Source organism: Gloeocapsa sp. DLM2.Bin57 (assembly GCA_007693955.1).
GTDB lineage: Bacteria > Cyanobacteriota > Cyanobacteriia > Cyanobacteriales > Gloeocapsaceae > Gloeocapsa.
On sequence record RECR01000032.1, the window covers coordinates 1 to 15,275 of the forward strand.

The 15,275-nt window shown below is 38.4% G+C and carries 16 protein-coding genes and 1 tRNA gene; 7 read left to right on the forward strand and 10 right to left on the reverse strand.

The window, feature by feature from the left end; translation table 11 throughout:
• The 5 genes from EA365_01125 to EA365_01145 all read right to left on the reverse strand — a co-directional run.
• Positions 1-663 (reverse strand): Uma2 family endonuclease (locus EA365_01125; protein ID TVQ48665.1); only part of this gene is annotated, 663 nt, incomplete at its 3' end.
• Between the two features lie 70 nt (positions 664-733).
• Positions 734-3,361: an alanine--tRNA ligase gene (locus EA365_01130; GenBank protein ID TVQ48680.1), complete on the reverse strand. Its 2,628-nt coding sequence runs from the start codon at positions 3,359-3,361 to the stop codon at positions 734-736.
• A 16-nt stretch (positions 3,362-3,377) separates the two neighbouring features.
• Complete coding sequence (locus EA365_01135; GenBank protein TVQ48666.1) at positions 3,378-4,040, reverse strand: hypothetical protein; 663 nt, start codon at positions 4,038-4,040, stop codon at positions 3,378-3,380.
• A 10-nt stretch (positions 4,041-4,050) separates the two neighbouring features.
• On the reverse strand, positions 4,051-4,218 hold the full coding sequence (locus EA365_01140) for a DUF3252 domain-containing protein (GenBank protein TVQ48667.1): 168 nt from the start codon (positions 4,216-4,218) through the stop codon (positions 4,051-4,053).
• Between the two features lie 31 nt (positions 4,219-4,249).
• Positions 4,250-5,311: an iron-sulfur cluster carrier protein ApbC gene (locus EA365_01145; GenBank protein TVQ48668.1), complete on the reverse strand. Its 1,062-nt coding sequence runs from the start codon at positions 5,309-5,311 to the stop codon at positions 4,250-4,252.
• Positions 5,312-5,427: 116 nt separating this feature from the next.
• Between EA365_01145 and EA365_01150 the strand changes: the two genes are divergently transcribed.
• Positions 5,428-6,387 carry a Red carotenoid-binding protein gene (locus EA365_01150; protein ID TVQ48669.1) on the forward strand — a complete coding sequence of 320 codons (960 nt, stop codon included), beginning with the start codon at positions 5,428-5,430 and terminating at the stop codon, positions 6,385-6,387.
• 46 nt (positions 6,388-6,433) lie between these two features.
• Positions 6,434-6,760 carry a hypothetical protein gene (locus EA365_01155; protein ID TVQ48670.1) on the forward strand — a complete coding sequence of 109 codons (327 nt, stop codon included), beginning with the start codon at positions 6,434-6,436 and terminating at the stop codon, positions 6,758-6,760.
• Between the two features lie 34 nt (positions 6,761-6,794).
• Here EA365_01155 and EA365_01160 read toward each other — a convergent pair whose 3' ends face one another.
• A complete protein-coding gene (locus tag EA365_01160; protein ID TVQ48671.1) occupies positions 6,795-7,589 on the reverse strand; it encodes a Crp/Fnr family transcriptional regulator in 795 nt (264 codons plus the stop codon).
• Positions 7,590-7,691: 102 nt separating this feature from the next.
• On the opposite strand from EA365_01160, the gene EA365_01165 reads away from it, so the two are divergent.
• From EA365_01165 to EA365_01175, 3 genes are all read left to right on the forward strand, one after another.
• Entirely contained in the window at positions 7,692-9,581 is a 1,890-nt protein-coding gene (locus EA365_01165) for an SLC13 family permease (protein TVQ48672.1), read from the forward strand.
• Positions 9,582-9,651: 70 nt separating this feature from the next.
• Positions 9,652-9,725, forward strand: a tRNA-Asp gene (locus tag EA365_01170).
• 66 nt (positions 9,726-9,791) lie between these two features.
• Positions 9,792-10,436 (forward strand): hypothetical protein, encoded by a 645-nt coding sequence (locus EA365_01175; GenBank protein ID TVQ48673.1) that lies wholly within the window; start codon positions 9,792-9,794, stop codon positions 10,434-10,436.
• On the opposite strand, the gene EA365_01180 is transcribed toward EA365_01175, so the two are convergent.
• Both EA365_01180 and EA365_01185 read right to left on the reverse strand, forming a co-directional pair.
• Positions 10,424-11,359: a folate-binding protein gene (locus tag EA365_01180; protein ID TVQ48674.1), complete on the reverse strand. Its 936-nt coding sequence runs from the start codon at positions 11,357-11,359 to the stop codon at positions 10,424-10,426. The two genes, EA365_01175 and EA365_01180, sit on opposite strands and share 13 nt — an antisense overlap.
• Before the next feature lie 185 nt (positions 11,360-11,544).
• Positions 11,545-12,129 (reverse strand): class I SAM-dependent methyltransferase, encoded by a 585-nt coding sequence (locus EA365_01185; GenBank protein TVQ48675.1) that lies wholly within the window; start codon positions 12,127-12,129, stop codon positions 11,545-11,547.
• A gap of 171 nt (positions 12,130-12,300) precedes the next feature.
• Here EA365_01185 and EA365_01190 point away from each other — a divergent pair, with 171 nt between their 5' ends.
• Positions 12,301-12,990 carry a DUF547 domain-containing protein gene (locus EA365_01190; protein ID TVQ48676.1) on the forward strand — a complete coding sequence of 230 codons (690 nt, stop codon included), beginning with the start codon at positions 12,301-12,303 and terminating at the stop codon, positions 12,988-12,990.
• On the opposite strand, the gene EA365_01195 is transcribed toward EA365_01190, so the two are convergent.
• Both EA365_01195 and rsmH read right to left on the reverse strand, forming a co-directional pair.
• Entirely contained in the window at positions 12,975-13,709 is a 735-nt protein-coding gene (locus EA365_01195; protein ID TVQ48677.1) for a glycosyltransferase, read from the reverse strand. The genes EA365_01190 and EA365_01195 overlap by 16 nt on opposite strands.
• Positions 13,706-14,578, reverse strand: a complete 873-nt coding sequence (gene rsmH / locus EA365_01200) for a 16S rRNA (cytosine(1402)-N(4))-methyltransferase RsmH (protein ID TVQ48678.1) — start codon at positions 14,576-14,578, stop codon at positions 13,706-13,708. The genes EA365_01195 and rsmH overlap by 4 nt, the downstream gene beginning before the upstream one ends.
• A 65-nt stretch (positions 14,579-14,643) precedes the next feature.
• On the opposite strand from rsmH, the gene EA365_01205 reads away from it, so the two are divergent.
• On the forward strand, positions 14,644-15,078 hold the full coding sequence (locus EA365_01205; GenBank protein TVQ48679.1) for a hypothetical protein: 435 nt from the start codon (positions 14,644-14,646) through the stop codon (positions 15,076-15,078).
• Positions 15,079-15,275 lie beyond the last annotated feature (197 nt).

Consider the following 15,275-nt stretch of genomic DNA (forward strand, 5'->3'; position numbering starts at 1 on the left):
TTGTTTTTCTGTTTCAGCCCGTTGCTTTTCTATTTCAGCCCGTTGTTTTTCTGTTTCAGCCCGTTGCTTTTCCCTAATCGCCTCTTCTTGAGGGGTAGAGATTAACTCTCCTGTGGGACTATAATAACGTAACTGTTTTTGGTATAACCCTAGATATAAGCCTAGTTGTTCACTCCATAACCATCCTGATTCGTTGGTGACTAATTGTTGATAGATTCCTCCTTCTAACCTAAATCCGGCTAATTCTAAGCTTTCTGGGTCAAACCAATAGTATTCTGGTGTTCTGAAGATATCTTGATAGATTTGTTTTTTCTCTTCTCTATCTACTTTAGCGGTACTATCAGAGAGTATTTCAATGATTAAGTTAGGATATTTGCCTCCTTCTTGCCAGACTACCCAACTTTTGCGCTCTTGATTTCTGGTTGTGCCTAACACTACAAAAAAATCAGGTCCGCGAAAGTCTGTGGATTTTTGCTGTTGGGGACTATAATATATGGTTAGGTTTCCTGTGGCAAAATAATCTTCTCTCTCTTGCCATAACCATTCTAGACATTCGATTAATAATAGTATTTGGCGTAGATGTAAGTTACTTTCCAAGGGGGGTTCGTCGCTCCAAAATTCACCAGTTGGAAAAATTATCTCAGGTTTGGTTAATGATGTCATAATCGTCAGACTGCTTAGAGATAGACTTCTTGCCACTATCTTAAACAAGAAGTCTTTGCTATATCCTAACCTAAATCTTGAGAGCTTTTTCTAACTGTTGGCGAGCGGTGGTAAGAGCTTCATTAAGTTTACTAGGATCTTTTCCACCTGCTTGAGCGAGATTGGGGCGACCTCCTCCTCCTCCGCCACAGATTTTAGCGATCGCTCCGATAAATTTACCTGCGCTTAGTTGTTTTTCTTGATATATTTTAGGACTAAAAGCAGCTACTAAACTAACTTTATCTGCTTCAGGAATTGAACCGAGTACGATTGCTGCTTCTCCTAATTTTTGTAGGAGTCTTTCTGCTGCTACTTTGAGTGCTTCGGGGTTGGCTTGGGGTAATTCAGCTACTAGTACTTTTATTCCTTGAATTGTTTCTACTTGATTTTCTAGTTGACTAGATTTAAGCAGTGCTAATTCTGTTTGCAAGGTTTCTCTATCTTTTTGAGCACTTTTTAGGTCATGTTGTAGGGTGTCAATCCTTTCGATAATCCCTTCTGGTTTGACTTTGAAACGTCCTTCTAATTCTTTAACTATGTTATCTCTGAGGTTAAGATATTCTAGCACAGCTGGACCTGCGATCGCTTCTATCCTTCTTATTCCTGATGCTATACCTGTTTCAGAGACTATTTTAAATACGCCTATTTCGGCGGTATTGTGTACATGTGTTCCTCCGCACAATTCCATAGATACTCCTGGCACATCGATTACCCGCACTTCATTACCGTATTTTTCGCCAAACATAGCAATCGCTCCTTTGGCTTTTGCTTCAGTAAGAGACATTACTGCGGTTTCTGTTGGGTGTGCTTCTGCTATCCAGGTATTTATCTGCTCTTCTATTTGTTGTATTTCTTCTGTAGTCAATCCTCGGGGACAGTTGAAATCAAAACGAAGGCGATCGAAGGCTACAAGAGATCCTGCTTGGGAGATGGAATCGGAGACTATTTTTTTGAGGGCTGCTTGTAGTAAATGAGTTGCTGTATGATTAGCTTGAGCGCGACGACGACAAGCGCGGTCAACATTAGCCATAATGGTATCACCTACTTGGACAACTCCTCGTTCGATGCGTCCAAAGTGAATAAACATTCCTGATTCTTTTTGCACATCGTTGATAGTAATGAGCAGATTATTACCACTGAGGTAACCGCGATCGCCTATTTGTCCTCCTGATTCGGCGTAAAATGGGGTTTGAGCGAGAACTATTTGTAAATCTGTTCCTGCTTCAGCGACATTTACGGATTTTCCTGAGACTAAAATTGCGCTTACTGTTGCTTGAGTTTGTTGTTGTTGATAACCGATAAATTCTGTGGGGTGAATTCCTGCGGCTAATTGATCTAAACTACCTTGAATAGTTAAATCTATAGTTTCATGGGCTGATTGAGAGCGTTGACGCTGGAGGAGCATTTCTGCTTCAAATCCTTCTACATCTACACTCAGGTTATTTTCTGCTGCTATTTCTTGGGTTAATTCTAGGGGGAAACCGTAAGTATCATAGAGTGTAAAGGCGTCTAAACCGCTAATTTGTTTAGTTTCTTTACTGAGTATTTCTCCTAGGAGTTTTTCTCCTCTTTCTAGGGTTTCGAGAAAACGCGCTTCTTCTCTGGTTAATTCTGCGATAATTAATTCTTTTCTTTCGAGTAGATTAGGATAAGTTTCTTGACCAAGGGCGATCGCTGTTTCTGCTACTTTACTAATAAAGGCTGTTTCGATTCCTAATAGTCTGCCGTGACGTACTACTCTACGTATGAGACGACGCAATACATAACCTCGTCCGATATTAGCAGCACTAATCCCGTCGGCGATCATATGTACGATCGCGCGCACGTGATCACCAATTACTTTGAGGGAGACTTTAGCTGTTTCTGTGGCTTGGTTATAATCTATCTTAGCTCGTTGAGCTGCTGTTTTAATAATGGGTAGAATCAGATCTGTTTCATAGTTATTGGGCACATTTTGCAGTATTTGCGCCATTCTTTCTAATCCTAAACCTGTATCGATGTTTTTGGCTTGAAGAGGGGTTAAATTGCCTTCTGCGTCGCGGTTATACTGCATAAACACCAGATTATAGAATTCAATAAACCTAGTATCATCTTCTAAATCTATATTTTCGTCCCCTAATTCCGGGTGAAAATCGTAATATATTTCCGAACATGGTCCACATGGTCCGGTTGGTCCTGATTGCCAGAAGTTGTCAGCTTCGTCCATTTTAACCAATCTTTGGGGTGAAATGCCGATTTTATCTCGCCAGATAGCGAAGGCTTCTTCATCTTCACGAAACACGCTAACTACGAGTCTTTCTGGTGGTAAGAGGAATACTTCTGTGGAGAGTTCCCAAGCCCAGGCGATCGCTTGTTCTTTAAAATAGTCACCGAAGCTAAAGTTTCCCAACATTTCAAAGAAGGTATGGTGACGAGCTGTTCTACCTACATTTTCGATATCATTGGTACGGATACATTTTTGGGAGGTAGTAGCTCTAGGATATGCTGAGGTTTTTTGTCCTAGAAATATGGGTTTAAAGGGTAACATTCCTGCGATTGTTAGTAAAACCGTGGGATCTTCAGGTATTAAAGATGCACTAGGCAGAATTTTATGTTCTCTTTGAGCGTAGAAGTTTAAAAATTGCTCACGGATTTGATTACCACTCAAGAATTGAGGTATGTAAGACATAATTTATTTAGAGGTGAATTTGTTTAAAAATATACTGTAAGCTATCGTAATCATCTTGCAGGAGGTTATTGAGAGTTCTTCCTGCTTTAATAAGCCAATCGCGATCGCCTTGGCGTAACCGATAGATATCACGGATGATAGCTGCGATTAAAGCATCTGCGGGAATTCCCGTGACTTGTAGGAGTATGCGTAAGAAATCCAAATTCTCGCTAAAGTGGATTATTTCCGATTCTTGACAGCGATATACTCCCTGGTGAATTTGGGGGGGACGTGGGGGCAGATACTGATAGACTTGACCTAGACTTGTACCATTGCGCTGATTGCTAGAGGATTCAAAGCCAACGATAACCGCACGAAATTCTGTTTTTAACATAGCAAATATTTGCGGTTGCTGTTCCCTTAATTCTGTTAGGGATAATCCTAAAGCTCTAGCGCGATGGACTGAGTCTATGGGGGTTGTCGTTACATAACATACTATACCATAGATTTGGTTATTTGTTTCAACGTCAAAGGATTTTACCCAACTGCCAAAGGCTGGCATAATGGGAAAAGAAAGATTATCTGACTCAAGACATTGAGCCAGAAATTCTACACTGGTGGTTTCAATCACCTCAGCTATGTGATCGGGGTGACGTTGATCTTCTGTAAACTGAGGTAAAAGACTCCCCATAGTTACTCTCCTAAACTAGGGTTAGTTCCCACATTTCAAAGGTTACTAATTTATCCCAGTTTCCTCCTTCAAACAAGACAGCTACTTTCCCGTCACTGATTCTTTGGACTAATCCTTCAAAACGGTAATAGATGTCCTCGGAATTGGTTACACGCACAGTTGCACCTGGTAAAATCATCTTAACTTTCTTCTCCGTCTAGTTATTTTTTTTAAGCATATGCTGCTACAGAAACTCTCGCGGCGATAGCTTGAGCTATTTTAACTAAAGCTTGAGCAGAAGCAGAATCAGGATTTTGTCTGACAATAGGTATTCCTGCGTCTCCTCCTTCCCGCACGGGTATTTCTAGGGGTATGCAACCCAACAGAGGTACTTGTAACTCTTGAGCGGTTTTTTCTCCTCCACCTGAGCCGAAGATATCGTATTGGCGATCGCTTAAATCTGGGGGGATAAAGTAGCTCATATTCTCTACTATTCCCAAGACATTAACCCCAAGTTGCTCGAACATTTTTAGTCCTCGACGGGCGTCGATGAGAGATACTGTTTGAGGAGTGGTAACGATAACCGCCCCCGCCATGGGTACTGCTTGAGCCATGGTTAATTGAGCGTCTCCTGTACCTGGGGGCATATCTACGATTAGATAATCTAGTTCTCCCCATTGTACCTGATAGAGAAACTGACGGATAATACCATTAAGCATTGGTCCACGCCAAACTACTGGTTGATCTGGTTTAATTAAAAACCCCATAGATACCATTTTGACGCCGTGGTTAAAAGCGGGTTCGAGTACTTCGCCGTTAGCTCCTTGTTGTACCATAACTTGAGCGTTGGCTAAGCCTAACATAGTGGGTGTATTTGGACCATAGATATCAGCGTCTAGTAGTCCTACTTTTGCTCCTAGATTAGCCAAGGCTACGGCTACGTTTACCGCTACGGTACTTTTGCCTACTCCTCCTTTACCACTGGAGATGGCGATAATATTTTTAACTCCTGGTACTCCTTGTTGATTGGGTAGGGATTTTTGTTGGGGTGTTTCGGCGGTTACTTCTATATCTACTTGGTTGACTCCAGGTAATCCCTTTACCGCTTTTTGGCAGTCTTCTACGATGAATTCTCGTAAAGGACAAGCAGGAGTTGTCAAGACGAGGGTGAAGCTAACGCGATCGCCTGCTATTTGAACATTGCGAATCATATTCAATTCTACTAGGCTTTTACGCAATTCTGGGTCTTGAACTGGTTTTAAGACATCTAAAACGGCTTGGGTATCAGGCATGATTGAGTTAGCTAATGGTACTTATGGTTATATTTTCTTATATTTTACCTATTTTGGGTTACCATTCTGGTATCTTTAGACATAGGATACCTTAACTATCTAGTCGGAGGATGACTATGCCTTTTTCAATTGATTCGGCTCGCAATATCTTTCCTAATACTCTTGCAGCTGATGCAGTGCCTGCTACCATTGCTAGATTTAATCAACTAAGTGCGGAAGATCAATTGGCGTTAATCTGGTTTGCTTATTTAGAAATGGGTAAAACCATCACTATTGCTGCTCCTGGTGCGGCTAATATGGTTTTTGCTGAACCAACTCTCGCTGAAATTAAGCAAATGACCCCTCTACAACAAACTCAGGTCATGTGTGATTTAGCTAACCGTGCTGATACTCCTATTAGCAAAACTTATGCTGCTTGGTCAGTTAATATTAAATTGGGTTTTTGGTATAAATTGGGTCAATGGATGGAACAAGGTTTAGTCGCTCCTATTCCTGAAAATTACCAACTTTCGGCTAACGCTAATGCGGTTTTAGATACTATTAAGGGTTTAGAATCTGGTCAACAAATTACCGTTTTACGTAATTCTGTAGTAGATATGGGCTTTGATTCTAGTAAGGTTGATGCTGCTTCTCGTGTTGCTGAACCCGTTGAGCCGCCTAAAGATATGACACAACGTACTCAGGTAAGCATCGAAGGTGTTAATAATCCCACCATCATTAACTATATGAATAACCTCAATGCTAATGATTTTGAGACTTTGATTGAGTTGTTTGTGGCTGATGGCGCGCTACAACCTCCTTTCCAAAGACCAATTGTCGGTAAAGAGGCTGTCTTACGCTTTTTTAAAGAAGAATGTCAAAATCTCAAATTAATTCCCGAAAGAGGTGTTGTAGAGCCTGCTGATGATGGTTATACACAAATCAAAGTCACAGGTAAGGTACAAACTCCTTGGTTTGGTGGTAATGTAGGTATGAATGTGGCTTGGAGATTTTTACTTAATCCCGATGGTAAAATCTTTTTTGTCGCTATTGACTTATTAGCTTCTCCTAAAGAGTTATTAAATTTTGCTCGTTAACATTTCACTTCTTTTTCTGTTAATATAGAAGTTTTAAGATAAAACTATGCAATTAACAGAAACTCTTTGGTCTGAGGCAGAAAAACAGACCGCTGATAGTGCTTTTCAGCTTGCTTATTCCCGGGAAACTAATGCTTTAATCGAACAAATTCGTCGGCAAGCAAGTTCTCTAACCGCGGTTGATGATCTTTGGAGTTTACATGATTATTTAAGTGCGAGACGTCATGAACTCGATGGTAAGTATGATAATCGTTATCCAACCTTGATTTTTGTGTTTGCGCAATTATTGAAAGAAGGTTGGTTAAGTGTTGAAGATCTCCAGGGTTTAAGCAATGAAAAGCTAACTAAAATTTCTGCTTTAGCGAAAATGTGATTGATAATCCCGTCTTTACTAAGACGGGTAATTTTTAGTGTAAGGGCCACCAGGAGACTTTATCTCTAGTTGCGCTATATACTTCTTTAAGTCCTTCAGGATCAATAATAGTAATCAGATCACCGTTAGTGTGTTTACTAGATTTTTGTTTGAGTAGTCCAATTTTAGTCATCCCCTTAATGACTTGTTCAACAGTGCGATGATTGAGTTGACAAGCACGAGCGATAATATCTATAGATAGATCAAATTCATAAAGGTTTTTAGAGTTCGGTTGATTACCTAGTGCTTTTTCTTGATAAACTAAAGCCCGTAATAAAGCAGCAACTGCTTGAGGTGGATAACTGCTGCAATTGAGGAGATGATATTGGAATTTTTCCCGCAATTCAAACAATAAGTTATAGCGATCGCGCAGGAGTTCACTTTCTTGGTATATTGTTGCTAAATCCTCTACAGGCATTTTAATCACTATAGTTGTTTTATACGCTTCAACTAGACTAGGGAAAGCCCGAGATACTTTGCCATAACCAATATCGAGATTACGCATACCAAAACAACTACCCCCATAAGTGATAGCAATTATACGATCTAGAGGGGTAGAACGAGTGATAATTGGTCCTCCCTCTAAGACTAGATAGAGATATTCTAGGGAAGTATCAGGACGAAAAGCGGTATAAACAGGACGATTAGAATAGAGTTTTTCTAGAATCCATGGACAAGATCTTAATTTTGTCATCAACCAATCACTATCTAAATCTCTGAACAAAAAATTATGTTTGATTAATTGTTCAATTTGTTCTGTGGTAGGTGAATGATTGGTTTGTTCTAGCATTGGTTACTGAACTATTGCGACACTATTTATTTTAGCATTACACTTGCCAAAAAAACTAAAATGAGTTTTAATACATTTACGCTTTAATTTAAGTTGTTGTCCATGAACATAGGGTTATTGTTTTCTCGTCAGTTACGTAAAAAAAAGGTACGTTTCGGTTTATTGGGGTTAATCGGTATAACCATAGTCTTAACTACGACAGGAACAATAGAGTACTTATATTCAGAATTATCTTGGCAAGGATGGCTGGCGATCGCCGTGACTGTAATTACTTTTAGTGGTAACGCACTAACTCAGATACCTACAGAATTAATCTTTCTGACGGGTTTAGGGATATTATTGGTTACAGGTGTTCTCCCTGAACAAGAGGCTTTAGCTGGATTTAGTAACTCAGGAATGCTGACAGTAGGAACATTATATATAGTAGTCTCTGGTTTAGAACAAACTGGGGGGATGTCTTGGATTTCTAAACAGGTTTTGGGTTTACCCAAAGGTTTATATTCAGCTTTATTGCGAATGATGTTACCAGTTTTTGGCATCAGTGCTTTTTTAAACAATACTCCAGTAGTAGCTATTTTTATTAAAGTTGTTAATGAGTGGTCACGCAAGTTAAAAATTAGTCCCTCTAAACTAATGATTCCTCTAAGCTACGCTTCAATTTTTGGGGGAATTTGTACCCTAATTGGTACGAGTACTAATTTAGTGGTGAATGGGATGTTGATATCTCAAACTGATCATCCTGGTTTAGGCTTATTTACAATTTTACCCATTGGTTTACCCTGTGGGATAGTAGGAATTATTTATCTTTTAACTATTGCTCGTTGGTTACCCGAGAGAGTATCTTTTGCTACAGAAACAGAAAATATTCGAGAATATCTCATAGAAATGACCGTTGAAAGGGATAGCCCCTTAGTAGGAAAAAGCATCGAAGCTGCGGGATTACGTCATTTACCAGGTTTATTCCTCAGTGAAATCGATCGAGATGGACAAATTCTCTCCGCAGTAAGTCCTCATATTAGATTACACGCTAATGATCAGTTAATCTTTGTCGGTGCTATAGATTCTATTGTAGATTTACAAAAGTTTCCAGGATTGCGCCCTGCTACTAATCAAATTTTTAAACTAAGAGGCGATCGCACTCAACGTTCTTTAATCGAAGCTGTAGTATCTAATACCTGTCCTTTAGTAGGTCAAACGATTCGAGAAGGTCATTTCCGCAATCGCTATAACGCGGTAGTTTTGGCGGTATGTCGCAATGGAGAACGTTTAAAGGGGAAAATTGGGGATATTACCGTACAAGCTGGTGATACCTTGTTATTAGAAGCTCGTTCTTCTTTTATCGAACAACAGCGCAATTCTAGAGATTTTTATCTAGTTAGTGGTGTTCCTAATTCTGAACCTGTAGATCATGTTAGAGCACCTCTAGCTTTAGGTATATTGATTTTAATGGTAATTATCTCTTTGACTGCATTGGGGATGTTGAAAGCTGCTATCATAGCCTCTATCCTAATGCTAGTTACTCGTTGTTGTACACCAGAAAAAGCGCTTAAAAGTATAGAATGGTCAGTATTGTTGGTAATTGCTGCAGCTTTAGGCATAGGAAGAGCGCTTGATACTACTGGAGCAGCTAGCGTGATCGCTAACAGTGTAATTGATAGTTTTGGAGATAGTCCCTGGCTAAGTTTAGTAATTGTTTATGGTATAACTACCATCATGACGGAGATTATTACCAATAATGCAGCAGCAGCTTTAGTGTTTCCTATTGCTTTAGCTATGGCACAAAACCTGCAAGTAGATGTTTTGCCATTTGCGATCGCCATTATGATTGGTGCTTCAGCGAGTTTTTCTACACCCATTGGTTATCAAACTAATCTGATGGTATATGGTCCTGGTGGTTATCGTTTTAGTGATTTCCTTAAAATTGGTATCCCCTTAAATCTAATCTTTTGGGTAATTGCGGTGACAATAATTCCACTTATTTATCATTTTTAAGAAAAACTTTGCTTAACCTCTTGACAATTTGAGAAGAGATAAGATACTATTGTAAATGTGCTCAAAAACTGGGACTGTAGTTCAATTGGTTAGAGCACCGCCCTGTCACGGCGGAAGTTGCGGGTTCGAGCCCCGTCAGTCCCGTAAACGACCAACTCCACATTAGAATGTTATTGTGGAGTTTTTTGTTGAAAATTTATAATAAAAAATATGAGTCCTAAAAATCCCTCTTTTGAAGAAAATGGTGGAGCTGCACACTCTCTGGGTAATGAGCTAGAATTTAACAACGATCCTCATTTGGATATCGAAGAACAAATCAATCAGCTAGAAGAGATTATTTTTGATAGTTTTCATCTACCCTTGACATCTCTTAGCTTGATTAATGAGCAAAGACTGTTAAGACAAGTAGATCAGGTTAAGGCAAAAATTCCTGAACAAATCGAACAAGCGATTAATATTTTGCAACGTAAGAAGATAATTATCTCCGAAGCAGAAGACACTGCTAGACATATCATTGATTCAGCGCAAAAACGAGCTAATCAAATCCTCAATGAGACAGGAATTATCCAACAAGCAGAGATGGAAGCTAGAGAGTTGAGACAAACAGTGCAAAGTGAATGCGAAGCTTTACATATGCACACTCTAGCCGAAGTAGAAAAAATGCGGACTAGTGCTATGGCGGAATTAGAACATCTACAAAATACCACCCTACAAGAAGCAGAAAGAATCCAAAGGGGAGCGGATGATTATGCAGACGCAGTCTTAAACAATCTTGAACAAAACCTGCACGAGATGTTACGTATATTAGAAAATGGACGCCGTCAACTTGATTCTCAGAATAATCAAGGGCGATAATACTCATGGGTTAAAAAAGGTACTGAGACTACTTCTCCTGAGATATCACCAACTTGTACTTGTAAACCTTCTCCCCCTGCTTTGGTACGAATATAACCTAAAGCAAAGTTATCAGTACAACTGGTGATAGTTCCCACCTTTTCCCCTGCTACGGTAATCACTGTACCTGGTGTCACAGAAGTGGTTAAACGAATTCCCCATAGTCTTTGTTTGACACCTTGATAAGTATTCAGACGAGCGATGGTTTCTTGTCCAATATAACAACCTTTATCAAAAGAAATATTATGCCACAGTCCCGCTTCTAGAGGGTTATAGTCTTCAGTTAATTCCTGTTCAGGTATAGGTCTTCCTTGTAGGATTCTTAGTCTTTCCCATTCCTCTTCTGTGAGTACTTCTAGATCTGGTTGTGTTAATTGTTGCCAACAAAATTGACTTTTAGCTTGAGGAATAATTAGAGTATATCCCGGTAAAGCTAAACCAGAACCAGTGGTTACTAACACTTGGGTATCCCAATAGTCAAGAAAAATATGTGTATTAGCTGTAGGTTCGGGTATCTCGCTTAATCCCAAGGTGCTTAAAAATGATTTACTCTGATCACCAATAATCGTAAAAATAGCATATTCACTAGATAGATCTTTTAACTCTACTTGATCCATAGGGAAAATATAACGATCCATCCACTCTAAAAGAAACTGACGACGTTGAGGAGAGACTAAAATCCACATAGCTTCAGATAAGATATAGACAGTAGCTAAATCTAGAGTACGACCAGTAGAGTTAACAAAAACTGTATCACAACTTTGACCAGGTTGCAGTTCGAGAATATTATTAGTGGTCTGATTATGGAGAAAACGCGCGCGATCGCTTCGGGTTAATTGCAATAATCCCCAATTGGAGCGATCGTAAATACTTACTTTTGACATAAATACAGTTGTTAACTACGTTGCTTATATATTTTAGCAAAAGTAGCTCCGCCAATTTTAACTAATCTTACTCGAACGGTATTAGGGGTTAATAATAGTTCGGAGTAGCGCAAAGCGCAGCACCGATAGTAGAAGGAGTTCTTCCGAATGCGCGAACGGTATTGTGACCATATTTTCTTGAAAAATTAACAATCTAAAACATACAGGACTTGTTTAAAGAAGAATACAAAGGAATAAATATAAGTATAATTAATTTTCAGGTTTAAGTTTTTGAAAAGTTGATGCCATTGCTCATCGGTGCGATTATTATGAGGGTGTTCTCTAAATTCAAAATTAATTAAGCTATCTACTCCATAGGTTAAATATTGTTGGCATTTATGGTCATAAATATCCTCAATAATAATAATTTGATTGCTAACACGCTGAGCCTCATCTAAAATTTTAATGACATCTATAGTGTGATGTAAAACTGTAAGTAATAAAACTATATCAAAGGTTTTATCATCAAAAGGAATATTATTACCATCATAGACAATAGGTTTAATATCAGGAAATAGGCTTAAGTTTTTAATGTCAATAGGTGTTATTGTGAGTCCTTGTTGTTGAAAATAATCCGTGACTGTTCCCAAACCACAACCTAATTCTAATATCTGCTGATTAGGTTTTAAAAAATGCTGTAATTTACTAAACTTGTGACGAGCATCCCAACACCATAAAGGTAGTAATAGATGAATTAAATAAGGTTGTGTTTGTAAAATTTCTAAGCCCATTTAAATATTTTTAGCTAATTTTTTCAAAGATATAGCGCTACTTGAAAAGAGAGTAGGGAAGAGGAGTTCGGGGTTAGGTACAATACTGCTTGGTTAAGGTTAAAATTTATGTTGTGAGGTAAATGCGCGAATGTGCGAAAAAATAATTAATTCTTCCCTCTTCCCTATACAATGAACTTAACAACATGGCATAATTTATTACAAGAGTACGTTAATGATTCAGGACAAGTTGACTATCAACGTTGGCAAGTAGAAAATGCTGCTACTTTATTTCAATGGTTAACTCAACTGAGTACAATTGATTTAACTACCCTAGAATCAGAGGAGTTGTTGGCTTTTTGGTTGAATTTGTATAATGCTCTAACTATTGCAGAAGTATTAAAAGCTTATCCCATTGATTCTATTTTCCCCAAGGTTTGGGGTATTCCTAATCTATTTAGTTTTTGGGCTTTTTTTCAACGTCAGATCTGGTCAAATCCCTTAGATAATTATAGTTTAAATCAGATAGAACATTCTCAGCTGAGAAAAAAGTTTGATGATCCTAGGATTCATTTTGCCCTAGTTTGTGCTTCTGTGGGGTGTCCTTGGTTACGTCGAGAAGCTTATACACCAGAAAAAGTAGAGATGCAGTTATCAGAAGATGCGCACCGTTTTATTAATAATCCTGTTAAGGTTCGTTATCTCTCAACAGAAAATTGTCTGTATCTGAGTATGATTTTTCGTTGGTATCGTCGAGATTTCGAGAAAGTCGCCCCTTCTGTGAGAGAATATGTACAAACTTATCTGGATATTCCCTTATCTGAATCTGTTACTATTCGTTATCTTGACTATGATTGGAGTCTCAATCAACGAATATCTTGATAGAATTTTTTCAGATAACTACCTTTGACACCAAATCCCCAGAGAAAACCAATATATAAGTAAATAGCGGTTGCTTTGATGAATCCCCATTTAGCTACACGGCGATCGCTTGACTGCACTATTCTATTAACCAGATAAATACGTCCTAAAGAATTGAGTCTTACACATAAATCCCCATCTTCCATAATGGGTAAATTTTCATCAAACCCACCAGATTGATTAAAATCTATTTTACGACAAAACAGCACTTGATCTCCGAATAAGAGACGCAATCCTCGGAAAAAAAAGTGATAAGGTCGAAATAATAGAGGTGCATAATAAGTTTTCAGGTAATTATGAAGACTAATACTCCAACGAGTTGTTTGTTGTCCACACATTAGAGAAATAAACCCTCCTAAAGAAATAGAGGAGTCTGATAAGGTTTTGGTAATAATCGTGATTAAATCATCAGGAACTAGGGTATCTGCGTGTAAAAAGCAAAAAATCTCCCCTTTAGCTACTAATGCTCCTTGATTCATTTGTAGAGAACGTCCTGGTTTATCTACTGTGGTAACTGTTACTTGATGAGTTAGAGCAATCTTAACAGTATTATCGCTACTTCCTCCATCGCTGATGATAATTTCTAGAGGTGGGGGTTGAAGGTTATTTAAACAACGTAAGGTTCGTTCTAAACTCCTTTCTTCGTTTAAGGTAGGAATGATAATAGATACTTTATTCATAATTTATAACCTATTCTCAGTTTAGCCGAACGCGCACGAGGATTAAGGTTTATTTCTGAAGGTTGAGCAATAATTGGTTTTTTAGTGATAACTTGTAAAAGTTGATGATCACGGAAACTATGTTTAACTAAACGATCTTCTAAACTATGAAAACTGATCATAGCAATCCTACCACCAGGTTTTAACCACTCGGGAGCTTGAATCAGGAATTTTTCTAGAGATACCAATTCATCATTGACAGCGATACGTAAAGCTTGAAAAACCCTAGTAGCGGGGTGAATTCTTCCATAACGATATTTAGCGGGAACACATGAAGAGATTGCTTCTGCTAGTTGAGTAGTTGTTTGTAATGGACGAGATTGGACAATTTTTTTAGCAATGCGTCGAGACAGTCTTTCTTCCCCATATTCAAAGAATATTTTAGCTAATTCTGCTTCTGACCAATGATTAATAATCGTAGCCGCAGTAAGTGATTGGGTAGAATCCATACGCATATCTAGGGGTGCACTATGACGAAAACTAAAACCCCTACTAGCTACGTCTAATTGCGGGGAACTTACCCCTAAATCGGCAATAATACCATCAAAGAGTTGTTGTGGTTGATAGTTAGCAAAATTACCTTGCCACAATTCCAAACGTTCGGGGATATATTGTTCTAAACTGGATTTAACCGCGGCGATCGCCTCTACATCGCGATCGATTCCTGTTACTGTTACTGTAGGGAAACTTTCTAGGATCAACTTACTATGTCCCCCTCCCCCTAGGGTAGCGTCTAGATAATGTCCGTTTGGAGTAATATTTAGTCCCGTGATTAATTCAGTACTTAAAACAGGTATATGATTAAATTTTGCTTCAAATTCTACAGACATAGGTTAGATTAGGCTCTTTTAATGGTAGTATTATTATACTATGTTAATTGTTAGGAAAAACCATCATGATTTACGGTGCAAAAAGAGGAGATTACCGAGTAGAAAGATTATTAAAAGTTCTTCAACTCAGTTACTCTGTGGATAAAGACGGTGATTTCAAAGTAACAGTGGAGTTTGAGAATGGTCGTTCACAGGTAGCTTTTATTGATTCTGATACTCAAATGTTAGATAATTTTGAGATTAGGGAAATTTGGTCTGTTGCTTATATTTCAGAGGGTTATTTAGACATTGATACGGCTAATACTCTATTATTATATAATTATCAACTCAAGATGGGTTCTTGGCGTTTAATTCCTGCTGATAATAATATCTTTTTCGTAGCTTATTGTATTCAAATCGCTGCTGATTGTGATCCTGATTCTTTTTATCAAGCGTTAATGTCTGTATTAGAAGTTACAGACGAGATGGAAGAACAATTAACTGGTAGAGACGTCTTCTAGATTTATCTTCCTTAACCATTCTAATAATAAAGCGCGACACTGTAAACAATTTAACTTAGTTAAGAGATGATCAATACCAGTAGTTGTCAGAGGATAACTACTACCTAGATAAGCTGAATCAATAGTGACTGTAGGTACTAATTTAGCTTAACCGCGAGAAGCCTCAAGCTTTATTTTCTCAAATAAGCGTGAGATGA